General features: G+C 62.2%; 22 protein-coding genes and 1 pseudogene. 18 read left to right on the top strand and 5 right to left on the bottom strand.

The window, feature by feature from the left end; all coding sequences use genetic code 11:
- Positions 1-3 precede the first annotated feature (3 nt).
- The 12 genes from mce (at position 4) to UB31_RS41820 (ending at position 11,775) form a co-directional block, all read left to right on the top strand.
- A complete protein-coding gene (mce, locus tag UB31_RS34870; protein ID WP_045014107.1) occupies positions 4-408 on the top strand; it encodes a methylmalonyl-CoA epimerase in 405 nt (134 codons plus the stop codon).
- A gap of 9 nt (positions 409-417) precedes the next feature.
- Positions 418-693, top strand: a complete 276-nt coding sequence (locus UB31_RS34865; RefSeq protein WP_045003095.1) for a DUF1467 family protein — start codon at positions 418-420, stop codon at positions 691-693.
- A gap of 48 nt (positions 694-741) precedes the next feature.
- A complete protein-coding gene (locus tag UB31_RS34860; protein ID WP_045003094.1) occupies positions 742-1,089 on the top strand; it encodes a hypothetical protein in 348 nt (115 codons plus the stop codon).
- 140 nt (positions 1,090-1,229) lie between these two features.
- Entirely contained in the window at positions 1,230-2,522 is a 1,293-nt protein-coding gene (gene mtnK, locus UB31_RS34855; RefSeq protein WP_045014106.1) for an S-methyl-5-thioribose kinase, read from the top strand.
- 122 nt (positions 2,523-2,644) lie between these two features.
- On the top strand, positions 2,645-4,234 hold the full coding sequence (locus tag UB31_RS34850) for an ABC transporter substrate-binding protein (RefSeq protein WP_045014105.1): 1,590 nt from the start codon (positions 2,645-2,647) through the stop codon (positions 4,232-4,234).
- Positions 4,235-4,294: 60 nt separating this feature from the next.
- Positions 4,295-5,218 (top strand): ABC transporter permease, encoded by a 924-nt coding sequence (locus UB31_RS34845; RefSeq protein ID WP_045003091.1) that lies wholly within the window; start codon positions 4,295-4,297, stop codon positions 5,216-5,218.
- Positions 5,215-6,036 carry an ABC transporter permease gene (locus UB31_RS34840; RefSeq protein WP_045014104.1) on the top strand — a complete coding sequence of 274 codons (822 nt, stop codon included), beginning with the start codon at positions 5,215-5,217 and terminating at the stop codon, positions 6,034-6,036. Before UB31_RS34845 ends, UB31_RS34840 begins: the two co-directional genes overlap by 4 nt.
- A complete protein-coding gene (locus tag UB31_RS34835) occupies positions 6,033-7,013 on the top strand; it encodes an ABC transporter ATP-binding protein (protein ID WP_045014103.1) in 981 nt (326 codons plus the stop codon). Before UB31_RS34840 ends, UB31_RS34835 begins: the two co-directional genes overlap by 4 nt.
- Positions 7,006-8,070 (top strand): ABC transporter ATP-binding protein, encoded by a 1,065-nt coding sequence (locus tag UB31_RS34830; protein WP_045003088.1) that lies wholly within the window; start codon positions 7,006-7,008, stop codon positions 8,068-8,070. The genes UB31_RS34835 and UB31_RS34830 overlap by 8 nt, the downstream gene beginning before the upstream one ends.
- 86 nt (positions 8,071-8,156) lie before the next feature.
- Positions 8,157-9,737 carry a glycoside hydrolase family 17 protein gene (locus UB31_RS34825; protein ID WP_245306122.1) on the top strand — a complete coding sequence of 527 codons (1,581 nt, stop codon included), beginning with the start codon at positions 8,157-8,159 and terminating at the stop codon, positions 9,735-9,737.
- A 1,122-nt stretch (positions 9,738-10,859) separates the two neighbouring features.
- Entirely contained in the window at positions 10,860-11,321 is a 462-nt protein-coding gene (locus UB31_RS34820; RefSeq protein WP_245306118.1) for a hypothetical protein, read from the top strand.
- Between the two features lie 259 nt (positions 11,322-11,580).
- Positions 11,581-11,775 carry a hypothetical protein gene (locus UB31_RS41820; protein WP_156162950.1) on the top strand — a complete coding sequence of 65 codons (195 nt, stop codon included), beginning with the start codon at positions 11,581-11,583 and terminating at the stop codon, positions 11,773-11,775.
- Positions 11,776-11,827: 52 nt separating this feature from the next.
- Here the strand turns inward: UB31_RS41820 and UB31_RS42730 are convergent, their stop codons facing one another.
- The 5 genes and pseudogenes from UB31_RS42730 to UB31_RS34800 all read right to left on the bottom strand — a co-directional run bounded on the left by UB31_RS42730 (position 11,828) and on the right by UB31_RS34800 (position 16,991).
- Positions 11,828-12,091: a hypothetical protein gene (locus UB31_RS42730; protein WP_082078730.1), complete on the bottom strand. Its 264-nt coding sequence runs from the start codon at positions 12,089-12,091 to the stop codon at positions 11,828-11,830.
- Positions 12,092-12,872: 781 nt separating this feature from the next.
- A complete protein-coding gene (locus UB31_RS34815) occupies positions 12,873-13,901 on the bottom strand; it encodes an ABC transporter permease (protein WP_045014102.1) in 1,029 nt (342 codons plus the stop codon).
- 11 nt (positions 13,902-13,912) lie between these two features.
- Positions 13,913-15,415 carry a sugar ABC transporter ATP-binding protein gene (locus tag UB31_RS34810; protein WP_045014101.1) on the bottom strand — a complete coding sequence of 501 codons (1,503 nt, stop codon included), beginning with the start codon at positions 15,413-15,415 and terminating at the stop codon, positions 13,913-13,915.
- Positions 15,416-15,421: 6 nt separating this feature from the next.
- On the bottom strand, positions 15,422-16,444 hold the full coding sequence (locus UB31_RS34805; protein WP_045014100.1) for a sugar ABC transporter substrate-binding protein: 1,023 nt from the start codon (positions 16,442-16,444) through the stop codon (positions 15,422-15,424).
- Between the two features lie 143 nt (positions 16,445-16,587).
- Positions 16,588-16,991 (bottom strand): annotated as a pseudogene (locus UB31_RS34800) (globin).
- Positions 16,992-17,471: 480 nt separating this feature from the next.
- On the opposite strand from UB31_RS34800, the gene UB31_RS34795 reads away from it, so the two are divergent.
- From UB31_RS34795 to proS, 6 genes are all read left to right on the top strand, one after another.
- On the top strand, positions 17,472-17,846 hold the full coding sequence (locus tag UB31_RS34795; protein ID WP_197090884.1) for a DUF2946 family protein: 375 nt from the start codon (positions 17,472-17,474) through the stop codon (positions 17,844-17,846).
- A gap of 85 nt (positions 17,847-17,931) precedes the next feature.
- Positions 17,932-20,391, top strand: a complete 2,460-nt coding sequence (locus tag UB31_RS34790; RefSeq protein WP_045014098.1) for a TonB-dependent receptor — start codon at positions 17,932-17,934, stop codon at positions 20,389-20,391.
- Positions 20,392-20,432: 41 nt separating this feature from the next.
- Positions 20,433-20,957: a copper chaperone PCu(A)C gene (locus tag UB31_RS34785; protein WP_045014097.1), complete on the top strand. Its 525-nt coding sequence runs from the start codon at positions 20,433-20,435 to the stop codon at positions 20,955-20,957.
- A gap of 31 nt (positions 20,958-20,988) precedes the next feature.
- A complete protein-coding gene (locus UB31_RS34780; RefSeq protein ID WP_045014096.1) occupies positions 20,989-21,507 on the top strand; it encodes a YcnI family copper-binding membrane protein in 519 nt (172 codons plus the stop codon).
- Positions 21,507-23,069: a copper resistance CopC/CopD family protein gene (locus UB31_RS34775; RefSeq protein WP_045014095.1), complete on the top strand. Its 1,563-nt coding sequence runs from the start codon at positions 21,507-21,509 to the stop codon at positions 23,067-23,069. Before UB31_RS34780 ends, UB31_RS34775 begins: the two co-directional genes overlap by 1 nt.
- A gap of 147 nt (positions 23,070-23,216) precedes the next feature.
- Positions 23,217-24,536 carry a proline--tRNA ligase gene (gene proS / locus UB31_RS34770; protein ID WP_045014094.1) on the top strand — a complete coding sequence of 440 codons (1,320 nt, stop codon included), beginning with the start codon at positions 23,217-23,219 and terminating at the stop codon, positions 24,534-24,536.
- Positions 24,537-24,602: the final 66 nt, after the last annotated feature.

Raw genomic sequence — 24,602 nt, 5'->3', positions numbered from 1 at the left:
CATATGCTGGGCCGGCTCAACCATGTGGCGATCGCCACAAAGGACGCCATCAAGGCTGCCAGGATCTACGGCGCGGCATTCGGGGCGGAGATTTCGGAAGCCGTCGCGCTGCCCGAGCATGGCGTCACCACCGTGTTCGCGACGCTGCCCAACACCAAGATCGAATTCATCGAGCCGCTCGGCGAGACCTCGCCGATCGCAAAGTTCCTCGAGCGCAATGCCGACGGCGGCATCCACCACATCTGCTACGAGGTGATCGACATCATCGTCTCGCGCGACACTTTGGTGAAGGAGGGCGCGCGCGTGCTCGGCGACGGCGTGCCGAAGATCGGCGCCCACGGCAAGCCGGTACTGTTCCTGCATCCGAAGGATTTTTCGGGCGCACTCGTCGAAATCGAGCAGGCATAGGGCCGAACCATGGCCATCCAGATATCGACCGCTCTCGCGATCTACTTCGTCATCTGGTGGATCGCGCTGTTCTTGACGCTGCCGTTCGGCGTCCGCAGTCAGCACGAGGACGGCGTCGGCGCGCCCGGCACGGACCCAGGCGCACCGATCCTGACCGGCATGAAGCGCAAGCTGATCTGGACCACGATCATCTCGGCGATCATCTATGGCCTCGCCATGGCGGCCTATCAGGCCGGCTATCTCTCGATCGAACGCCTGTCCAAATTGATGGGAATGCCGTTCTAGATTTCTTGGCTCGATTTTCCTGATTGCGTGTTGTTTAGGGGGGGACGAATGACTTTTCAGAGGATCGTCATTGCGCTTCTGGTGCTGATCGTCGCCGGTCTTGGCGCCATCGGCTATGTCGAGTGGAAGATGGCCGTGCAGGTGCGGACGCTGAAGGCGTTCGTCGAGGGCTATGTCTTCAACGAGGCCGTGGCGGCCTGCGAGCGGGCGCCGAGCTCGACGCCGTTCAAATGGAACGGCGGCAGGAGCACCTCGGTGATCGGGCTGAATTCGGTCAAGCTCGACAAATACACCGTCAGCGCCAGCTACACGCTAGTGGCGGACAGCGTCTATTGCGATTACGATCCGATCAAAAGAAAGGCCGAGATCGGCTCGAGCTTCCTGGAGCGGGAGTAACGATCCGGCCATGCGGGAGCATGATCCGGACCCGAAGGGCCGCGTTAGCGCAAAGTGCGAAGCGGTTTTCCGAAAAGATCATGCTCAAACAAAAATCTAAAGCGCGATCTCATCGCGCTTTAGCATGGGATGGGATCGTCATGACCGGGGACCGGGCAGGGGACTATCGGATTCTGCATGATGCGGCCTTGCGGGACTATCTCGCAGGCGTTCCGGATATCGCGGCGCTGCTCGGCGCCGAGCCGGCCTCCTGGTCGATCACCGAGGTCGGCGACGGCAATCTCAATCTCGTCTTCATCGTCAAGGGCGACCGCGGCGGCGTCGCCGTGAAGCAGGCGCTGCCTTACGTCCGCCTCGTCGGCGAAAGCTGGCCGCTGCCGCTGTCGCGGGCGCACTACGAATATCTGGCCCTGTCACGGCAGGCCCAGCTTGCGCCCGGCCTCGTGCCGGCCCTGCTGCATCACAACGAGGCGCTGGCGCTGACGGTAATGGAGCTGCTCGAGCCCCACATCATCATGCGCAGGGGGCTCGTTGCCGGAACGCACTATCCGCGCTTCGTCGGTGACATCACCACCTTCATGGCGCAGAATCTGTTCTTCACCTCCGACCTCGCGCTTTCCGCCGCGGAGAAGAAGGAGGGCATCGCGGCGTTTGCCGGCAACCATGCGCTCTGCAAGATCACCGAGGATCTGATCTTCACCGATCCCTACCGCATCGCTGAGCAGAACCGCTGGACCACGCCGTACCTCGACACACTCTCCGCAGACTTGCGCGACGACATGGACCTGCATGTCGCGGTCTCCCGCCTCAAGCTGAAATTCATGGCGAGCCCGGAAGCGTTGCTCCATGGCGATCTCCACACCGGTTCGATCATGGTGACGGCAACCGAGACGCGCGTGATCGATCCCGAATTCGCGTTCTATGGCCCGATGGGGTTCGACGTCGGCGCCGTCATCGCCAATCTCTTGATGGCCTTCTTCGCTTCCGCCGGCCACGAGCGCTCGCCCGGCGAGCGGCGAGCGTTCGAGGGCTGGGTGCTGGAGACCGTGGAAACGGTGTGGAACGAGTTCGCTCGCAAATTCCTCGACCTTTGGCGGACCGATGCAAGGGGCGATGCCTATCCGGCCACCCTATTCGGCGGAGGGAAGGGCGGTGCGCGGCTGGAAGCCGAGCGGCAGGCCTATATGCAGCGGCTGTTCGCCGACACCGTCGGCTTTGCCGGTGCCAAGATCAACCGCCGCATCTTCGGCCTCGCCCACAATATCGACTTCGAGCTGATCGAAGACCCGCGCAGGCGGGCCGTCAGCGAAGCGCGCAGCGTCGGCCTCGCGCGCACGTTGATGGTGGATACGGCGGAGTTTCCCGACATCGCCAGCGTCACGGCCGCCGCCCGCGAGCTGAGCAGCTGGATGCCGGAGTTTACGGCCGACTAGGGCGGCGTACGCCTAAATTGGGGGCTTCGGATCGCCATCAACATGAAAAGAGGCGCTTGCGCTCGACATGCCGTGAATGCTCAAATCGCGGATCGGACGACTTCCGCATGGTTGGAGGACAAATGATCTTCAAGGTAATGGCGATCGTCGCTGGGTTGGGACTGGCGCTCGCCGGGTCAGCGGAGGCGCAGACACCGCGCAAGGGCGGGACCATCCGCATGACGGCGCCCTATGGTTCGAGTTTCACCAGCCTGGACATCCACACCACCCAGCGCGCCCAGGACGAGATCTACGCCAAGGGCCTGCACCGGTCGCTCTACATCTGGGATTCTGCCGAAGGAAAGCCGGTTCCGGAATTGGCCAAGGAGGTCATCGTTTCCGGCGGTGGGCTCGTTTACACCTTCAAGCTGCGCGACGACGCCTATTTCCACAATGGCCGCAAGATGACGGCCGACGACGTCATCTGGTCCTATAATCGCATCATGGACGGCAGCAAGGCCTATCCCGGCGCGCGTTATGTCCGGATCATCGAGGGCGCGGCCGAGGTCGAGAAGGGCAAAGCCAAGGACATCTCCGGGTTGAAGAAGATCGACGATTTCACCGTCGAGATGAAGCTGACCGAGAAGGTCGATCCGGGCTTCTACCTCTTCACCGCGCTGACCTCGATCTATCCCGCCGACGAGGCTGCCAAGGACAGCTTCATCCAGCATCCGATCGGCCTTGGGCCGTTCAAATTCGTCGAGCACGTGCCGGGATCGCGCATCGTGCTGGAGCGGTGGGACCGGTTCTACAAGCCCGGCAAGCCCTACGCTGACAAGCTCATCGTGTCGGTCATGGGTGAGGCCGCGGCACGCGACGTCGCCTTCCGTAACAAGGAGATCGACACCTCGGTGCTGGGACCCGCGCAATATGTCGCCTATCAGGCCGACCCCGACCTCAAGGGCACCATTGTCGAGGTCGCCGAGGTCTTCACGCGTTACATGGGGATGAATCCCGCCTTCAAGCCGTTCGCCGACAAGCGGGTCCGGCAGGCGATCAACTATGCGATCGATACCGATTTGATCATCAACAAGCTGGTCAAGGGCAAGGCCTACCGCGCCACCAGCTGGCTGCCGCTGACCTCTCCGCTCTACGACAAGACCATGAAGCCCTATCCCTTCGATCCGGCGAAGGCCAAGCAGCTGCTCGCGGACGCCGGCTATCCCAACGGCTTCGAATTCGAATGGACCACCAGCCAGAATGAAAGCTGGGGCTTGCCGATCGTCACGGCCGTCATTCCGATGCTGGACAGGGTGGGCATCAAGGCCAAGGTCAAGCAGGTCGAGGCCGCAGTGCTGTCGGAGGTGGTTCGCAGCGGCGACTACCAGGCCTATGTCTATTCCCAGCAGACCGGCCCGGATCCCCAGGCGGCGCTGAAATGTTTCCATTCGGCGACGCCACAAACAGCCTGCAACTACATGAACTTCAAGAACGCCGACTTCGACAAGCTGATCGACGAAGCCGGGCAGACCGACGATTCCGCAAAGCGCGGCCAGCTGCTGCAAAAGGCCAATGCGCTGCTCTATGAAGAGGCGCCGGTCTGGTTCTTCAACTACAACAAGGCGGTCATGGCCGTGCAGCCGTGGCTCAAGGGCGTTCAGTTGAACGCCACCGAGCTGACCCATCAGAACGTCGAAGACCTCTGGGTCGACGCGACCTCGCCCGCGAAGTGACACGCGCTCTCGCGCTCCCTCCGTCGTAGCAAACGATGGAGGGAGAGAGGACAAAGGCCGATGCTCTCCTTCCTGATCCGTCGTCTCCTGCAAACCATCCCAACCGTGCTTGCCGTCGTGCTGCTGGTGTTTGCGCTGTTCAGCGTCGTTCCCGGCAGCATCGTCTCGACCATGAGCGACGACAGCGATCCGCAGGTCGAGGCGCGCATGAAGAAGCAGCTCGGCCTCGACGAGCCCGTCTACATCCGCTTCGGCACCTATATCGCCAAGCTCGCGACCGGTGATTTCGGCACGTCGTTCCGGACCCGCGAACCGGTCACGACCATGATCGCCAAGCGGGCATGGCCGACGCTGCAACTGATCTTCGCATCCATGGCGATTGCGGTCGTGGTCGGCGTGCCGCTCGGCTTCGTCGCCGCATTGCGGCCGGGCGGTCTTGTCGACAGCGCAGCGATGGTCCTGGCGGTGTCGGGCCTGTCATTGGCCAAGTTCTGGCTCGGGCTGCTGTTGATGTATCTGTTCGCTCTGAAACTCGGCTGGCTGCCGAGTTTTGGTTATGGCGATGGCGGAGGCAAATATCTGATCTTGCCTGCCGTGACACTCGGCGTCTCGCCGATGGCGCTGCTGGCCCGGACGACACGCGCCGCGGTGCTCGAGATCATGACCGCGGATTTCGTTCGCACGGCGCGCTCGAAGGGCATGAGCGAGACCCGGGTCGTGAAGTGGCATGTCATGCGCAATGCGCTCGTCCTCATTCTCACGACGGTCGGCCTGCAATTCGGGGCGCTGATGGGGCAGGCGGTTGTCGTCGAGAAATTGTTCTCCTGGCCGGGCATCGGCTCGCTGCTGGTCGACAGCGTGCTCCAGCGCGACATTCCCGCCGTCCAGGGCTCCATTCTCGTGGTGGTGCTGTTCTTTCTCGCGATCAATCTGCTGATCGACCTGCTCTATGGCGTAATTGATCCCAGGATCAGATACGCATGAAGCTCCGCGCCAATCTCATCATCGGCGGTGCCTTGTTCGCGCTTGCGATTGTCGTCGGCCTGCTCGCGCCCTGGCTCGCGCACACCGACCCTGTCCTGGACGCGAATCTGATGAATGCCGAAGAGCCGCCGAGCTGGACCTGGTGGTTCGGCACCGACGGGCAGGGCCGCGACATCTATTCGCGCGTCGTGTACGGCGCGCGCATCTCGCTGACGGTCGGTATCGTCTCGCAACTCATCAACAGCGTCATCGGCGTGGGATTGGGCCTGAGCGCCGGCTATTGGGGCGGCTGGTGGGACGATGTCGTCAACGGCCTGACCAATCTCATGCTCGCGATCCCCTCGCTGATCTTTGCGCTTGCCATCATGGCGGTGCTGGGACCTGGCCTGACCAGCCTGCTCATCGCGCTCGGCTTGACCAACTGGTCCTTCACCTGCCGGATCGCGCGGGCCTCGGCGCTGTCGCTCAAGAGCCAGGGCTATGTGCAGGCGGCAACCGTGCTCGGCTACGGCGATCTGCGCATCATGATCACGCAGCTGTTGCCGAACATGCTCGGACCCATCATCGTCATCGGCACGCTTGGCATGGGCAGCGCGGTCCTGTCCGAAGCCGCATTGTCGTTCCTCGGCCTCGGCGTCCGCCCGCCTTTTCCAAGCTGGGGCAGCATGTTGTCGGAAGCCCGCGACCAGATCACCACGGCGCCGTGGCTCTCGGTGTTTCCAGGCCTCGCCATCTTCCTGACGGTGCTCGGTCTCAATCTGCTCGGCGATGGCCTGCGTGACATTCTCGATCCCCAATCGCGGAGCCGGCGGTCATGACGGGCGCGCCGCTGATCGAAGTCGAGGATTTGCGCATCGATCTCGACAACGGATCGGGCAAGGTTCCCGCCGCGGAGGGCGTTTCATTCCGCATCGATCGCGGCGAAACGTTCGGCCTTGTCGGCGAATCCGGCTGCGGCAAGAGCATTTCGGCCCTCGCCTTGATCGGCCTGTTGCGCCAGCCGCTCTCGATTGGCGCCGGCGCCATCCGATTTGATGGCCGTGAGATCCAGGGACTTTCGGCGGCCGAACAACGTGCGCTGCGCGGCAATCGCATCGCCATGATCTTCCAGGAGCCGATGACGGCGCTGAACCCGGTCTCGCCCGTCGGCCGGCAGATCGCCGAGATGTTCGTGCTGCACAAGGGAAAGAGCTGGCGGGAAGCCAATCAACTGGCGGTCGAGGCGCTGGCGAGCGTTCGCGTCTCCGCACCCGAGCGACGGGTGAAGGATTACCCGCACCAGCTTTCGGGCGGCATGCGTCAACGCGTGATGATCGCCATTGCACTCGCATGTGGCCCGGACCTTCTGATCGCCGACGAGCCGACAACCGCGCTCGATGTCACCGTGCAAGCGGAAATCATCGAGCTGATGCGAAATCTATGCGCCGAGCGGGGAACTGCGATCCTGATGATCAGCCATGATCTCGGCCTGGTCGCCAATGTCTGCCGCCGCGTTGCCGTGATGTATGCCGGCCGCATCGTCGAGGAGCGCGGCTCGGCCGATATTTTTCGGGCGCCCTCGCACCCCTATACGCAGGGCCTAGTCGCCTCGCTGCCGCGGCTGGGCAGCCGCGCAGCGCTTGGCCGCAACCGGCTCAAGGAGATCGCGGGCGTCGTCCCGGCCATTACGAATTTCCCCGATGGCTGCCGGTTCAATCCGCGCTGCACGCAGGCGACTGACATTTGCAGGACCGTCGCGCCGACGGCCGATTTTCTGGAGGCTGGCGGTCTGGTGAGGTGTCACCACCATGCATGAGCCGCAAGACAGGTCGGGTGACGGGAAGCCGGACGACGATCTCATTCTCAGTGTCGAGGATCTCGCGGTCCATTTTCCGCTGGGCGGCGGTTTGCTGGGGCGCGGCCAGCGGGTGTTGCGGGCGGTCGATGGCGTCGATCTCAAGCTGAAGCGCGGCGAATGCCTCGGTCTCGTTGGCGAGTCCGGCTCCGGCAAGTCGACGGTGGCACTTTCGATCCTTGGTCTCCTGACGCCGACGCGCGGCCGCATCGTGCTGGACGGGCAGGTCGTGACGAGCAGGCAATCCGGCGATCGGAGGTCTCTGGCCCGCACCGTGCAGATGGTGTTCCAGGATCCCTATGCCTCGCTCAATCCGCGCCAGACCGTCCGTCGCACGCTTGAAGATCCGTTGCGTGTGCACGGAGTGACCGCGAAAAGCGAGATCGAGGACCGCGTTGCGACGATGCTGCGGCATGTGGGCCTGCGGCCCGAACAGGCCAACCTCTACCCGCATGAATTCTCGGGCGGCCAGCGCCAGCGCATCGGCATCGCGCGCGCCCTGATCCTCAACCCCAAAATCGTCATCTGCGACGAGCCCGTCTCGGCACTCGATGTCTCGATCCGCGCCCAGATCATCAATCTGCTGCTGGAATTGAAGGATACGCTCGGTCTCTCCTACATCATGATCAGCCACGATCTCGGCGTCGTCGAGCATATGAGCGACAGGGTCGCCGTGATGTATCTCGGCCGCATCGTCGAGAATGGCGACTGGCGCGAGATTTTTGAACGGCCGGCGCATCCCTATACGCAGGCGCTGATTGCCGCCATCCCCGATCCGCTGCACCATGCCCCGTTGGCGACGACCGGCGGCGATCTTCCCAATCCGCTCAATCCGCCGAACGGATGTGCGTTCAGCCCGCGCTGCCGTTACGCTGAGGACAAGTGTCGTCGCGAGCCCGGTCCGTCACTTGAAACCCGCCCCGACGGACATGCGGTGAGGTGTTGGCGCGCTGACGAGATTGTGGGGCAGGCGGCGTTGGCAGCTATCACAGGTCAAGTAGGTACCGGCGGACGATGATGTCTGTTGTTGTCTGGTCACGACAGCATGCCGGTTGACCGACGATCTCTACGTTGGAGGGTCGAACTATTTCGCTTCGCACGCCTCTGGTGCTTCTCATCATATCCATAGGTGCGATCGCCGCGGTGTGGTGGTGGCTGGCCACACCGATCAACTTGGCGCGCGCACCGATCGATCCGAATGCCAAACTGCAATGCATCTCCTACGCGCCCTTCCGCAACAACCAAACGTCGGAGTCGCCGACACCAGTGCCGCGGGACCAGATCGCGGAAGATCTCGCTCAGCTTGCCAAAATAACCGACTGTATCCGTACCTATGCGACTGATCTTGGTCTCGATCAGATCCCCGAACTTGCGTCCAAGGTGGGGTTGAAAGTCATTCAGGGAATTTGGCTCGATAGGGACCGACAGAAGAACGCGACGCAGATATCCACGGGCATACGCCTCGCCCGGCAATATCCGGAAACCATCACCGCACTCGTGGTCGGCAATGAGGTTCTGTTGCATCGGACGATGACGCCGTCCGACCTTGCTGCCTTGATCCGCTCGGTCAAGGCACAAGTGCCGGTCCCCGTCACCTATTCCGACGTCTGGGAGTACTGGCTGCGCTATCGGGAACTTGATGACGCCGTCGATTTCGTCACCGTTCATATCCTGCCATATTGGGAAAATGTCCCGGTCCCGGCGAAATCTGCCGCTGCTCATGTCGACGCCGTCCGAAAGCAGGTGGCGTCGGCGTTTCCCGGCAAGGAAATCCTGATTGGAGAAACAGGTTGGCCGAGCGAAGGGCGGATGCGCGCTTCGGCGCTACCGTCGCGCACCAATCAGGCGCGAGTGATCTCGGAGGTCCTCGATCTTGCCCGGCGCGAGAATTTCCGCGTCAACCTGTTCGAGGCGTATGATGAATTATGGAAGCATGAGTTCGAGGGCACCGTCGGCGGATCGTGGGGCTTATTCGATTCCGCGCAGCGCACGCTGAAATATCCGCCCGGCATCCCCGTCAGCAATTATCCGCTCTGGAAACTGCAAATGAGCAGTGGAATGGCGCTGGCGATCCTGGTGTTCGGCACTGCATGGCTGACCTCGAGCCGGAAGCCCTCGCAGCCCCGGCTCGTCTCATGGTTTGCGGTCGCAATATCGGCAACCACCGCCGGCGTCCTGTTTGGGCTGGCCGCTCAAAAGATGTTCTATGAGAGCTATGACGCGGGCAGCTGGCTTCTGTGGGGCGCACTTCTGGTGGCGGCAACTGCCTCGCCGCTGTTCGGCGCCAACGCCCTGATGTCCGGGCGCGCACCGCCCACATTTCTGGAATTGCTGGGTCCGAAGGACTACCGGACACCATCGGAGCTGGCGATCACGCACGGATTGATCTTGATCGTCACCATCGTGATCGGCACGGAGACCGCGCTGGGCTTTATGTTTGACCCGCGCGAAAAGGATTTTCCTTTTGCGGCCCTCACTATGGCGGCAGTCCCGTTTGCGGCTATGGCGCAGCTCAATCGCCCCAAGAAAGGAAACCGCCCCATGGCGGAAGCGATATTTGCCGGCGTATTCCTGGTGGCAGCGATCTATGCGGCGCTGAGCGAGGGCCCGGACAATTGGCAGTCGCTGTGGACTTGTGCTGCCTACATACTGCTTGCGGCTACGCTGTGGCGAGCGCGCGTTTGAGAAAGCCTGGCCTCAACCTGAGCAAATCTAGTCCGCCGTGCCTCACTGAGCGGACCCTAACGAGGTGCGCCGCTGCTTCGCTGATGGGCCACGAGGGGACACCATAGGCTGCTGTGATCCTCAGATCGTGCCGCGGCATCACCACATCATGGATGCGATCGCCGCAATGCCAAGCGCGGCTGACGCCCAGACCAGTGATTGGTAAATCCAGAGCTGACGGCGGGTCATGGCGCGCTTCCCTACAACAAGAGAGAGGCGCTCGACCGCCGCCGTGCGCGTTGCGCTGGATCAATGAATGTTGCGGATCACATCTTCAAGAGTGCGAAGGTGAGCAGCGCGACCGGCAACATGCCAATCACAATGACCGCGATACGAAATGCCACTTCCCGCCACATGGGCAATCGTAACTGGCCGTGCCCCAAGGTGGCTATGCAGTTTGCGCCAGCTTGACCGCAACAGTTAGCGGAATCCGGCAAAGTTGCGCACTAATGTTCGTTACCGGACAGAACAGTGCCCCACTGTTGAGCTGCGCGATCTCACATTTCTTCCGCCTTCACGATGTCTGCAAGGTTCTCGAGCTGGCTCGAGAGGGCCGCCCAGCTCCGTGAGATATTCGTCAGCACGGTCGCTCGGCGGGGTGAATTCCTCGGATCAGCGGCACGTAGTTTGTACTCGGCGGCGTAGGCACGTCATTCTTCAGCGGTAGGCACGTTGTCTCCTTGCGCGCATCCAGTCATCCGATGATGACCGGTGGCGATGCGATGATCATCACCATTGCAGGGGAGTCGACGTACTCAGGGCAAGCCGCGAAGCAGCTATGTGGCTTTGCCGTACCGGCACAACACGGCGCCCGCTACCAGACCGAATATAGGACGCCAGCGACTGTAACCGCACTGACGGCAACCGTGACGATCCCCACCACTTCGAGGATGGTAATCTGCCAAAGCTGCCGTGGATCGAATGCCATGCCGGTATCGTTGGTGACCGCTGGAGGCTAGGCTTTGATCTGGATCATCGTTCAAGAGCTTCTGAGGCGCTTACTCTTTTGTGGTGTCCTCACTCTCGAATAAACAAAATGGTCGGAGGCGAGCCTACTAGCATGGGCTTTGACGGGTGTTCGGCATGACGAACTTGAAATCGAGAGCCGTCTATTTGGTTCTTCTATTGATTCAACTGACGGGAGCGCTCTTTATAATCTTGGACGGTCTGCCCGAATTCAGGCACTTGATGACCTATCCTGGTGAGCAGCTGCCGTTCGAACGGTCCCACAATTTTGTTGCGCCCGTCATGATCATTGCGATGCAGGTCGCCTATTGGTATCGCTTGCGATGCGTTCCGCTTCCCCCTCAGCGCTCGAGTCCGGTCTTAAGTCACCTGTTTCTATTTCTGGGGCGTCTTGCCTTTATCTTCGGTGGCTCACTGTTCGGCGTCGTGTTCTTCAGACATTTGCCGGAGATCAATCAAGGCGCCGATCTTTGGCTCATGTTCCGTCGCGGGCTGCAACTCGTGGCATCGCTGTTCGCGCTATTTTGCGTAACACTTGAACTCGAACGACTGGGGCGTGTACTTGGAGGTAGCCAGTAGCATTGACGGATGCCGTCCCCGCTTCGGGACCACCATTTTCGCATTCAAGTCGTTTGCCGTCCTCACCTAACTTCCACGCCTGCGGTCGCACCGGCATTGGCACAAAGTACACTAGCCAGACACTGCGGTTGTGCTTGTCTGGATGCGCTTTGCTGATCTTTCCAGCCCCCAAGCGTCCAAAGATTGGCGAGAACGTCGAAGGCCCCGACGCGGTCAGCAACTTCGTCGGCGCCGGTTAACGCGTGGGATAGCCAAGACGATGGACGCAGAGGAAGATCGGAATCGTGGTTTGGAGTTGGGGCGTCGATGGGCGGAGCATGCTTCGGCACATGAGCTTGCGACCATGGTGAGCGGCTCGTTCGATGATCTCAGCCAAATTTTACCAGCGGACGCATCTGATCATTTCGTCGGCGGCTTTCGCGAAGGCGTGCTGCGCGTCTGGCGCGGAGCCTAGGCCTCAGCATAAGGGCGCCCGGTCTGGAGAACCAAGCCCACATGCACGTGCCTCACCGCCGCACCCCAACGCGATTAACGCCACCATTTGCATTGCCACCGGCGTTATGACGGACCGCAGCGCGCGCCACGGGACGAGGCCTAAGCACGACGCCTGCTCGGGCAACGCAACCGACCGGATATTCAACGTACTGGCAATACACGACCGCCTCGGCTGGCGTTGGATTGAGCGTGAGACCTGTCAGCCCCAACAGGACGCTGGCGGCAATCCCGGCAACTGTCGCTGACGTGATCGAAAGACGCTTCCTCGGATGCATGGCGAACCTCCTCTGAGCCGCGGCTGATAATGGGAGCCGCTTCAGCCGTGGTTGAAACATTGCTGAGAGGCGCGGGATCGCGGATGTTGACCTAGATCAACGAATGATCCTGCCAACGTAAGGTCGCGACATGCGCCCTATAAGCCGCAGTGCACAGCGATCTAATACGGAAGCGATGGGCCAGAAGGCGACATGCGGTGCGGTTCGGAATATTGCCTGTTACGCTTAGGCTTTCCAGTTTGTCATTGACAGCTTCGAACCGGTGCGACGCTGAACGTGACCAACTATTGAGGCCATTCAAAAAGGCAAAGGTTGCGAGCCATGCAACGGGCAATGATTATTTTAGTCCTTTTGCTTGTAAGCTGCGTTGATGTGCGCGCCGGCCAGGTTGTAAATGAGGTTTACCGGGATCTCATTAGGCCGCACGGGCACCCGCGCAGTGCCGCTGTCTCACAAGCCGCTCTCGATTTTTGCTATAGCCAGACAGGTGACATTCGAGGCCTCGCGGATACCGCTGCATTCAAACAGTGCATGCTCGGTCGCGGCTATCGATGGCAAACAACGAAGATACAGGGAAAACCAGCACCCGAAAATGGCCCGGACTGGTGTATAGCACATGACATGATGTGTTAGTTGGGCGGTGCGATGATGGGATTGTGCCGGTGTTTTGCCCGACGAGTCAAACGTTCGGTGGCAGGGCGCTCAAGCCATTCCGGGCGAAATTCCCCAATGATTTGTACTGTGCATGGGGTTGTTTTCGCGCTTTTTGCGGGGAGGCACTTTACTCCGCCGCTTTCTCCCTCAGCCGCTGCGCGTAGACGTTGATGATCAGCGCCGCCAGCAGGATGACGCCGCGGATCAGGATCTTCAGGAAGCTGTCGATATTGACGTGGTCGAGGCCGTTGTTGAGGACGCCGAGGACGAAGAGCCCGACGATGGTGTTGCCGATGCCGCCGCGGCCGCCGAACAGGCTGGTGCCGCCGACCACGACGGCGGCGATGGAGTCGAGCAAATAGGTGTCGAACTCGTTCTGCTGGGCGCTGCCGAAATGGGCTACTCCAAGCATGCCGCCGATGCCGGAGCACACCGCCGAGATCACCATCACCGCGCCGAGGATGAGCTTGACGTTGAGGCCGGAATATTCGGCCGCCTCTCGATTGCCCCCGACCATGTAGACGTAGCGGCCGAAGCGCGTGTAGGTCAGCACCAGATGGCCGCCGAGCAGCATGATGGCCGCGACGATGACGATCCAGGGAATGCCGCCGATCGAGCCCGAGCCGAGCGTGGTGATCAGGCCGGGCACCTTGTAGGCGATCTGCCCGCGCACCAGCAGCGCCGAGATGCCGGCGGCGATCTGCATCATGGCGAGCGTCATGATGAAGGAGGGGATGCCGATCACGGTCAGCCCCAGCGCGTTGACGAGGCCGAGAGCTGCGCAGAGCAGAATGGCGAGCAGGATCGCGGCAGCGCCGGGGAGGGGGATGTTGGGAATGTTGACGTAGGATTCCTGGAGCGTGAAATAGGCGACCGCGATGCCGGTGACGTTGGCGATGCTGGCGATCGAGAGGTCGATCTCCGCGCAGAGGATCACGAAGGTGAGGCCGACTGCGATGATGCCGGTCACCGACACCTGCGTGAGGATGTTGCCGAGATTGTCCAGTGTCGCGAAGGACGGGCTGGAGAGGGCGAAGAAAGCCGACAGGATGATCAGCGTCAGGAACGGCGCGATGTTGCGCATCTGCGAGCGCAGGAAGGGCGCCAGACCGCGCGCCCGCCGAGCCGCCGCTGGAACCGTCTCACTGCTTGCCATTGGCTTCTCCGTCACGCCGCCTCCAGCAGGCGGTCCTTGCTGACCGGCTCGTTCGCAAATTCGCGCACCAATGCGCCGCGCTTGAGCACGAGGATGCGGTCGGCCAGCGACAGCACCGTTTCCGGCTCGGTCGACAGCACGATGATGGCAAGTCCTTTGGCGCGGAGGTCGCGGATGATGTTGATGACGTCGTTCTTGGCGCCGACATCCATGCCGCGGGTCGGCTCGCACAGCACCAAGAGCTTCGGCGGATAGGTCAGCCACTTTGCCAGCGCGACCTTCTGCTGGTTGCCGCCGGAGAGCATGCCGAGGTCGAGGCCGACCACGGGCGGTCTGATCTGTAACTGCTCGACTTGGCGTTTGGCGATGTCGCGCTCCTGCGTCGGCTTGAGCAGCAGCGCCGAGATGCGGTCGAGAATGCTGATCGAGATGTTCTTGTAGACGGGCTCCTGGTGGAACAGCATCGCGCGCCGGCTCTCCGGCACCAGCGCCACGCCCGCGCGGCGCGCGGCGGCCGTGCTTGCAAAGGTCTTGGGTTTGCCCTCGACCACCAGCGTCCCACCGTCCGGCCTCAGCTTGCCGAAGAGGATGCGCGACAATTCCTGCTGGCCGCAGCCCATGAAACCGTAGATGCCGAGCACCTCGCCGGCGCGGGCCTCGAAGGAGATATCCTTCAGGCTGCGCGCCAGCGAAAGCTGGTCGACCTTCAGCACCACCGAACTGTCGCTAGGCCGCGGCAGCATCAAATCGTCGCTATAGCTGTGCTCGAGCGCTTCGCCGCCGCGGCCGATCATCGCCTCGATCAGCGCGCCCTTGGTTGTGGCTGAGGCCGCAGTCTCAGCGACCTTCCGCCCGTTGCGGAACACGGTGACCGTATCGGAGACACGCAGGATGTCCTCGATGAAATGCGAGATGAAAACGATGCCGGTGCCTTCCTCGCGCAAGCGTCGGAGCGTGGAGAAGAGCCGCTCGACCTCGGGCGGGGAGAGGGCGGAGGTCGGCTCGTCCAGGATCACGATGCGCGCGCCGGAGAACAGCACCCGCGCGATCTCGATCAGCTGCTGGAGCCCGATCGGGAGGTCGCCGAGCCGGCTCATCGGATCGACGTCGATGCCGAAGCGGGCGAGCTGCTCGCCGGCTTCGCGCGCCATGCGCCGCCATTGCACGAGGCCAAGCCGGTTCGTCGGCTGATTGCCCAGGAACACGTTCTCCGCGACCGTGAGGTCAGGCGCGACGCTGAGCTCCTGATGCACCATGGCGATGCCGGCCGCGTGCGCATCGCGGGCCGAGCGGAAATGCGTCTCTTGCCCGTCGATCAGGAAGCGGCCGGAGAATTCGGTGTGCACGCCGGCGATGATCTTCATCAGCGTGCTTTTTCCAGCGCCGTTCTCGCCGACGAGACCATGGATCTCGCCGGGATGAAGCGCGAAGTCGACACCACGAAGTGCTTCGACACCGCCGAAGCTCTTGGTGATGGCCTGGAGTTCCAGGATGGGCGAACGACCCTCGAACATGTCAGTTCAGATCAGGAAGTGATCCTGCATCCACTGCATGCCGGCGGCATTGGCCTTGGTCACGACAGGGCCGTCGGTGATGACGTTCTTGGGAATGCCCTGTCCGCTCTTCTCGCCACCGGCCACCGCCGCCACGCCCGCGATGATGGCGCCGCCATGGATACGGCAGGACGGATTGCGCACGGTCGCGAACATCCGGCCTTCGCTTACCGCCTGGATCGCCGGCGGCATGGCGTCGACGCCACCGATCAGGATGTTGGTGCGGTTGTGCGCCTTCATGATGTTGGCGGCGGCCAGCGCCATGTCGTCATTGTGGAAGAACGCCGCGTCGATCTGCGGATATTTGGTGAGATAGGTTTCCCAGAGGCGCGCGGTCTTGGAGACGTCCCAGTCGGCCGGCTGGGTGTCGAGCACCTCGATTGCGGGGAATTGCTTGACGACGTTGTTGAAGCCCTTCGCGCGGCCTTGTGCACCGGTGTGGCCGAGGGCTCCTTGCGTCATGATGATCTTGCCCTTGCCGCCCATCGCGTTGCACAGCGCCTGCGTCACCGAGGCGCCCATGAATTCGTTATCGGGCGCGAGGAAGGAGTGGACGTTGATCTGGTCGAGCGGCGCAATCAGCGTGTCCATATCGATCACCGGCGTGCCGGCATCGATCATCTTCTGCACGGGCTGGGTGAGGGTGCCGATGCCGAACGCCTGGATCGCGACGAAATCCCATTTCTGCGAGGCCATGTTGTCGATCGCGGCGCGCTGCTTCACCGCGTCAAGCTGGCCATCGAACCAGGTGACCTCGACATTGAACAGCTTGCCCCAGAACTCCGCGGCCTGCTTGCCCTGCGCGCACCAGGTGGCCTGAAGGCCTGCGTTGGAGAACGCCGCCTTCAGCGGCTTCTCGGATCGTCCGACTTCGGCCGCAAGTGCGGGGTTTATGCCCATGCTGCCGAGGATGGCAGTTGCGGCGCCGGCGGTCGCTGCCGCCTGAAGAAGATCGCGCCTCGTCGTCGAGAAATCTTTCGTCCCGGACATCGCTCGCTCCCATATCATTTTTCGTCGGCGCGTCATTGATTGCGCGACCGATGTCCGAAAGTGTCTCACAATCGAGGAGTTCACGCCACCCAATCTGCAATCGCGTTGGGTTTCGCCGCGTCGTCTTGGTGCAGCGCAAAGCGTTACGCTGCGCTGCCAGCGAAGGCGTCGATCTCGACGAGCAAAGTGTCCCAGGCCTGCGCGATCTCCGGCGACCATTCATCGCCGAGCAAGTCGCGCAGCGTATCCCTAACGACGGCAAAGAAGGCGATGAACAGCTCGCGCGGCGTGCCATAGGCATCGTGTGACGACACTTCGCAGGCGATCAGCCGGAAATGTCCGCTGCGCGCGCCCGCGAAGTCGAGGATCGCCTCGATCGTCAGCGCGAGCATCGATCCCTTCACGAGCTCGCTGCCTTGCGAGCGGAACATCGTTGCGTTTCCGGATGCTCCTTGAACAGGCGTTGGTAGACGAGCGGCGTGAGATCCGCGCAGCGCACCGCCGCAAGCTCGAAAGACTGTTCGATTCGATTGGGAGAAGCATTCATCGGCGCATCAGCCACGCAGACAAAAAAAGAGCGGGGCCCTAGCCCCGCTCAAAAATTGTGTCGACCCTATTATCCCCGATTCTAAGATTTGATCTTGATTGGCGGGGCGACGCTGCGTTTTGCGCGCCAGGGGCTCCTCCCGAGACTTGGACCACCAGACTTTGGCCTCGCGGCTAGCCTGAGCAAGAGTGATGCTAGATCAACTTTTCTCACTTGTCATCATTTTCGGCAACGATTGTTCAAAATTAGAGCAGTTAACGAAATGATCGGGCTCTTCGTCCCCTAAGTATATGACAAGTATAAGATATCTGTGGATGGGCGGGATCATGCCGCTGCCTCAATTTCGGAATTCCGACCGCCGGGCGGGCAGTTCGAACACAGTTTTCGAGAAATTTGCGCCAACCCAACAAGGCTGGCGAAGTAACCTCGACTCGGGGCGGGTGCGGTGTTTAGTTAGCAGACGAACGAATGGTTCGGCGGATGCGCGCACAGCTGCAAAAATTCCTACCCGTTGTCCTGCTCGCGCTGGTGATGCAGGTGCTGGCGCCGATTGCCGCCTGCTGGGCGGCCGGCCAAGCCGTTACCGATCCGCTTTCTGCCGCCGTCATCTGTCACAGCGCGAGCGAGCAGGGCGTTCCGAACGACCCGACGGGCGCGCCGACCGCGCATGCCGGTGCGTGCGCGCTGTGTTGCCTGGCGCAGGCCAACGCGTCGTTCGATTCGCCGCCGCAGGCCGCACTCTCCATTCCTTTCCGCCACGCCGAACGCGTGGTGTGGCACGACGCGGATGCATCCGCCGTCGCCCCCCATAAGGGCTCGAGCGCCCAGGCCCGCGGGCCTCCCCAGCTTTCCTGACGACCCTCGGTGTCGCCGCGGTCCGTCCGCCGGCGATTGTTGTTGTCAATTGGCCGGCGATGACTGCCGGTGTCAGGAATGCCCCATGTTATCTCGTCATGCCCGCCGCGGCGTGAGCATCGTTGCCGTTCCGGCCGCGCTGCTCGCCTCGTCGAGCGGCGTTTTCGCAGAGAGCAGCGAGAGAGCGCTGCCGGCGGTGACCGTCGATGCACCCGTGACGGTGAAGCCCAAGCCGCGCAAGCCTGTGGCCCAAACGGCTGGAGCCTCGCGGTCGTCGGCAAAGCGGGTGGCCGAGCGGGCAGCCCCAGTGGCCGCGACCAATGACCAGGGTGCGGGCAGCGCCCGGGCGTCGCTGGATCCGCCGGCGGCCGTGGCGCGCTATCAATTGCCGCAGCGTTCCTTCAGCATCACGGCAAAACAGGCCGACGAGACCATCAACCTCAAGGACTCCGAAGACGCCGTCAAATATATGCCAAGCCTGTTCGTGCGGAAGCGCAACGACGGCGACAACCAAGCCGTGCTGGCGACGCGAAGCTGGGGCCTGAATTCCAGCGCACGCACGCTGATCTATTACGATGATCTCCTGATCTCGGCGCTGATCGGCAACAACAACTCCGGCGCCTCACCGAAATGGAACCTGATCTCGCCCGAGGCGATCGGGCGGATCGATTTCCTCAACGGTCCGTTCGCGGCGGCTTATCCCGGCAATTCGATTGGCGGCGTGCTGCTAATCACGTCCAAGATGCCGGACAAGCCATTTGCCGTGGCCAAAGAGACGGTCTCGGTGATGCCGTGGAATCAATACGGCACCAAGGACACCTACGTGACCAGCCAAACCAGCGCCGCTGCGGGCAATCGCGACGGCAAGCTGTCCTGGCTCGTCAGCGCGAACTATCTCGATAGCTTTCAGCAACCGCTGACGTACACCACCAACGCGACGTTCCCGGCTGGCACGACCGGCGGCTTTGCCGCACTCAACAAGACAGGGGGTGTTGCAAACGTTGTCGGCACAGGTGTGCTGGCGCATTCGCAGCAGACTTCGGGCAATCTGCGCCTCGCCTATGACATCACGCCGCTTGTACAGGCGACGTATTCGTTCGGTATCTGGAGCAATCATCAGACCTCCGATCCGCAAACCTATCTGAGATCAACCGCGACTGGCTTGCCCACGTTCGGCGGCGTCAGCAGTTTTGCCAGCAGCAAATACACCTGGGGTCAGCTCCATGTGAGCAACGCTGTCTCGCTCAAGAGTGATACCAAAGGCGTGTTCGACTTTGACCTGTCGGCGTCGAGCTACAACTATCTCCAGGACACCCTGGTCAATCCCTTTACGGTCGCGTCGTCACCGGGCCTCGGCTATTCCCTGAACGGCAAGGTGACGCGGATGGACGGCACCAATTGGCAGAACGCCGATGCAAAGGGCATCTGGCGTCCATTCGGGATCGATGGGCCGCACGAGATCAGTTTTGGCGTGCACGGCGACCGCTACCGGCTGGAAAATCCGGTCTATGCCTCGACCGTCTGGTTCAACGCGCCTTCGACTGGCAACGGCCAGCTCTATTCGACCGGGGTTGGCGAGACGCGCACCGAAGCGCTCTGGGTACAGGACGCATGGAAGATCACGCCGGTCGTCAAGCTGACGCTCGGCGGACGGCTGGAGAACTGGCAGGCGGTCGAGGGTTTCAACCTCAACACCACGGCAACCAGTGCTGGCGTCATCACGTCGGCCGTGCCGACGTGGCAGCCGGGGCTGTCCTCGACCAATTTCTCGCCGAAGGCGTCGTTGTCGTTTGATCCCAACAAGGACTGGAACGTTACTGCGAATTTCGGCGAGGCCTACCGCTATCCGACGGTGACCGAGCTCTATCAGAACATCAGTGTCGGCGGCGTTACCTATCTGGCCAATCCGCTCTTGTCACCGGAGCAGGATTTCAACGGCGAGCTCAATCTCGAGCGGCGCTGGGTTGATGGGCGGATACGGCTCACCGTGTTCGGGGAACGGACCAACAATGCGCTGATCTCGCAGTCGACCACGGTGACCGATGCGGGCGGGGCGCAGTCGGTGCAGACGGCGGTCAGCAACGTTGCAGCCGTTCGCATGCAGGGCGTCGAATTGTCGGCCGACAAGGACAATGTGCTCGTGAGCGGCCTGCAACTCTTCGGCAGCGTCACCTACGTCGATTCCAGGATCATCTCCGATCCGAGCTGGAAGGGTCCGACCAGTGTCGTCGGCAAGCGCGTTCCCTTCGTGCCCGACTGGCGCGCTAAATTCGGCGTGACCTATCGGCCGAACGACAGCTGGGCCTATACGGTCGCGGCGCGCTACAGTGGCAAGCAGTATTCGACGCTGGACAACTCGGATATCATCCCGCACGTCTATGGTGCGTTCGATAACTTTTTCGTTGTGGACTTGAAGATCCACTACAACGCGACGAAGAATTTCGCGTTCGACTTCGGCATCGATAATCTCTTCAACGAGCAGTACTTCCTGTTCCATCCGTTCCCGGGACGGACTTTCGTTCTCGCCGGCAAGTATACGTTCTGACGGATGGGGCGGTCTCAACGGCGACAAGAAAGGCAAACGACATGAACACACTCTCTCGCATCGTCGCGCTCGCTGCGCTCTCGGCTGTGGTGATCGCAGCTCCCGTCCGCGCCGAGGATGTCAAAGCCGGCGACCTCGTCATCAGCCAGGCTTGGAGCCGGGCGACGCCGGGCGGCGCCAAGGTCGCCGGCGGCTTCCTCACCATCGAGAACAAGGGCACGGCGCCTGACAAGCTCATCAGCGTTTCCGCTGATATCGCGGGTAAGGCCGAGGTTCACGAGATGACGACGGACAATGGCGTGATGAAGATGCGCCCACTGGACAAAGGCCTCGTCATCGAACCGGGTAAGACGGTGAAGCTTGCCCCGGGCGGCTATCATCTGATGCTCCAGGACCTGAAAGGCGCGTTCAAGGAGGGCGAGAAGGTGCCGGTCACGCTGGAGTTCGAGAAGGCGGGCAAGGTTGCCGTGTCTCTCGACGTCCAGGGCGTCGGCGCCCAGGCGCCCGCCGGTGGTGGAAGCATGATGATGAAGAAAATGCCCGATCATTCGGGAATGAAAATGTAACGAGCCCGATCTAACTCCCGGGAGACCAAACATGTCGAAGACACCCTGGCTGATCCTGATGGCTGCGCTCGCCGCATCGCCTGCGGCGGCGCACGTCTATCTGGAAAGCAAGCAGGCCACGGTCGGCGCGTCCTACAAGGCCGTCTTCGCCGTCCCGCATGGCTGTTCGGGCTCGCCCACGGTCAAGATCCGCGTGCAGATCCCCGAAGGCGTCATCGCGGTGAAGCCGATGCCGAAGGCCGGCTGGAATGTCGATGTCGTCGAGGGCCAATATACCAGTGAATACGATTATCACGGCAACAAGCTGTCCGCGGGAGCGAAGGAAGTGGTCTGGTCCGGCGGCAAGCTGCCGGACCACAATTACGACGAGTTCGTCCTCAGCAGCTTTCTCACCGACAGTTTGAAGCCGAACACGACGCTGTATTTCCCCGTCGTGCAGGAATGCGAGAAGGGCGTCAGCCGCTGGATCGAAATCCCGGCGGAGGGGGCAGGGCACTCGCACGAAGATAAGTCCCCGGCGCCGGGCGTGAAGTTGCTGCCCAAGCCGTAATGCGCCTAATCGCTGCGCTCGCGACACTGCTGTTGTTGGTCGGCTATTCGACCGGCGCGTTCGCGCATGCGGCGCTGATTGCGGTTGAGCCTGCCAGCGGCAGCCTCTTAAAGAGCGCGCCGAAGGAAGTCGATCTGCGTTTCAACGAAGCGGTGACGCCAGGCGCGATCCAGTTGATCGACGGCGCCGGCAGGGTGCGCGACGATGCGCGCGTCGCCATTTCGGGCGAGAGTATCTCGGTCGCGATGCCACCGGACCTGCCGCAGGGCACGGCGGTTGTGAGCTATCGGGTGATCTCGCAGGATGGTCATCCCGTCGCGGGATCGGTGATTTTTTCGGTCGGCGCGCCGACAGCCACGAAACCGCCGGCCAATGCGGACGGCGGGCTGAATGCGCTGATCTGGCTCACGCGGATCGGTCTCTATCTCGGGCTCTTCGTCGGTGTCGGCGGCGTGTTCTTCGCGCGCTGGATTGCGTGGTCGATGGCGGGCATGACCGTGCCGCGCATCGCGCTCCTTGCTGGCCTCCCGAGCGCTGTTGCCTCTCTTGGCGTGTTGGGCCTCGATCTCCTCGGTCTGCCACCAGCGGCTCTCGTGACGGCGGCTCCCTGGACAATCTCATTCGCGACCAGCGCCGGCCCCGCCTTGCTGGTTGCCATTGCCGCGATGCTGCTCGCGCTGATGGCGCTGGGCCGCGCGTGGTACGCGCGCGCTCTTGCGGTCGTCGCGTTCGCCGGCGTCGGCCTGTCGCTCGCCATGACCGGGCACGCCGCGACGGCGCCGCCTGAGGTGCTGACGCGGCCGGCGATCTTCCTCCATGGCCTCGGCGTCGCCTTCTGGATCGGCGCGCTGGCGCCGCTGACAGTATTGGTGTCGAGACCGACGGCGGCGACATTGCCAGTCCTGAACCGCTTCTCGCGCATCGCCATGCCGGTCGTCGCGGTGCTGGCGCTGACCGGCCTGCTGCTTGCGATCATCCAGCTCGAAAAGCTGTCGGCACTGGTCGAGACCAGTTACGGCCTCATCCTCTCGTTCAAGCTCGCGCTGGTCTTGTCCCTGCTGGGGCTTGCTGCACTCAACCGCTTCCGGCTGACGCCTGCGCTGGCGAAGGATCAAAAGGCTGCGTCCGTGCTCAAACGTTCGATCCTGTTCGAATGCGGGGCCGCGCTTGGCATCTTCGCCGTCGTTGCCGGCTGGCGCTTCACACCGCCGCCGCGAACGATCGTTCCGGAGACGCCGCTGGCCATCCACATTCACACCGACAAGGCGATGTTCCAGGTGCTGGTGTCGCCGGGCAAGGCCGGCATCGACGATTTCGTGCTTCAGCTCATGACGGGAGAGGCGACGCCGCTGAAAGCCAAGGAGGCGACGCTGACGCTGAGCCTGCCGGAGCGCGGCATCGAGCCGATCGAGCGCGACGCCGAGCTCGGATCGGACGGCTACTGGCACGTGCGCAAGGTCGAGCTTCCCTTCGCCGGCCGCTGGCATGTGCGGATCGATGCGCTGGTGACGGACTTCGAGAAGATCACGCTCGAGGACGAGCTCGAGATCGCGGCGCCTTGAGGTCCGCGCGGTTCAAGCTGAACCTGAAGTCGACGGAAAAATGACAGGAATTCCGCCGCGTTAGCGGCTTTTCCTCATTCCCGGTCTTGTGTTTTCGCTCCCAATCCGGTTTCACTGCAACCCGTCGCTGATTCTTCGAGTGTTGCCATGCGGTTGTCGCGGTTCTTTCTGCCCATCCTGAAGGAAAATCCGAAAGAGGCGGAGATCGTCTCGCATCGGCTGATGCTGCGCGCAGGCATGATCCGGCAGGAAGCCGCCGGCATCTACGCCTGGCTGCCGCTCGGCTTTCGCGTGCTGAAGAAGATCGAGCAGATCGTGCGCGAAGAGCAGGACCGCTCCGGCGCGCTGGAGCTGCTGATGCCGACGCTCCAGCTCGCCGACCTCTGGCGCGAGAGCGGCCGCTACGACGCCTATGGCCCGGAGATGCTGCGCATCGCCGATCGCCACAAGCGCGAGCTTCTGTACGGGCCGACCAACGAGGAAATGATCACCGAGATCTTCCGCGCCTATGTGAAGTCCTACAAGAACCTGCCGCTCAATCTCTATCACATCCAATGGAAATTCCGCGACGAGCAGCGTCCGCGCTTCGGCGTGATGCGCGGCCGCGAGTTCCTGATGAAGGACGCCTATTCCTTCGATCTCAACGAGGCAGCCGCGCGGGTCGCCTATAACAAGATGTTCGTCGCCTATTTGCGCACGTTTGCGCGGATGGGGCTGAAGGCGATCCCGATGCGCGCCGAGACCGGCCCGATCGGCGGCGATCTCAGCCACGAATTCATCGTGCTCGCCGAGACCGGCGAATCCGGCGTGTTCATCAATCGCGATGTGCTCGACCTGCCGGTGCCGGGCGAGGATGTCGACTACAATGGCGATCTGACGCCGATCATCAAGCAATGGACCTCGGTCTACGCTGCGACCGAGGACGTCCATGACGCCGCGCGGTTTGAGCAGGAAGTGCCGGAAGACAAGCGGCTGAATACCCGCGGTATCGAGGTCGGCCAGATATTCTATTTCGGCACCAAATATTCCGAGCCCATGAAGGCGATGGTGGCGGGTCCCGACGGCGTCGACGTGCCGATCCATGGTGGCTCCTATGGCGTCGGTGTCTCGCGCCTGCTTGGTGCCATCATCGAAGCTTGCCATGACGATGCCGGTATCAAATGGCCGGAAGCCGTGGCGCCGTTCCGCGCCGTGGTGCTCAACCTCAAGCAGGGCGACGCGGCGGTCGATGCGGCCTCCGAGAAGCTCTATGCCGAGCTCTCCGCCAAAGGCGTCGACGTGCTCTACGACGACACCGACCAGCGCGCCGGCGCCAAGTTCGCAGCCGCCGACCTGATCGGCATCCCCTGGCAGATCATGATCGGACCGAAGGGGCTGGCCGACGGCAAGGTCGAGCTCAAGCGGCGCAGCGACGGCTCACGCGAAACAATGTCCCCGGCGGACGCGGTTGCTCGCCTGGTCGGTTGAATAGTGTTCATCGCGCGATAATGGGCCGGCAATCCGGCCACAATTGACCCCGAATCATGGGATTAT

The organism is Bradyrhizobium sp. LTSP849, assembly GCF_000938255.1.
GTDB lineage: Bacteria > Pseudomonadota > Alphaproteobacteria > Rhizobiales > Xanthobacteraceae > Bradyrhizobium.
This window is presented reverse-complemented; position numbering and strand designations above follow the sequence as displayed.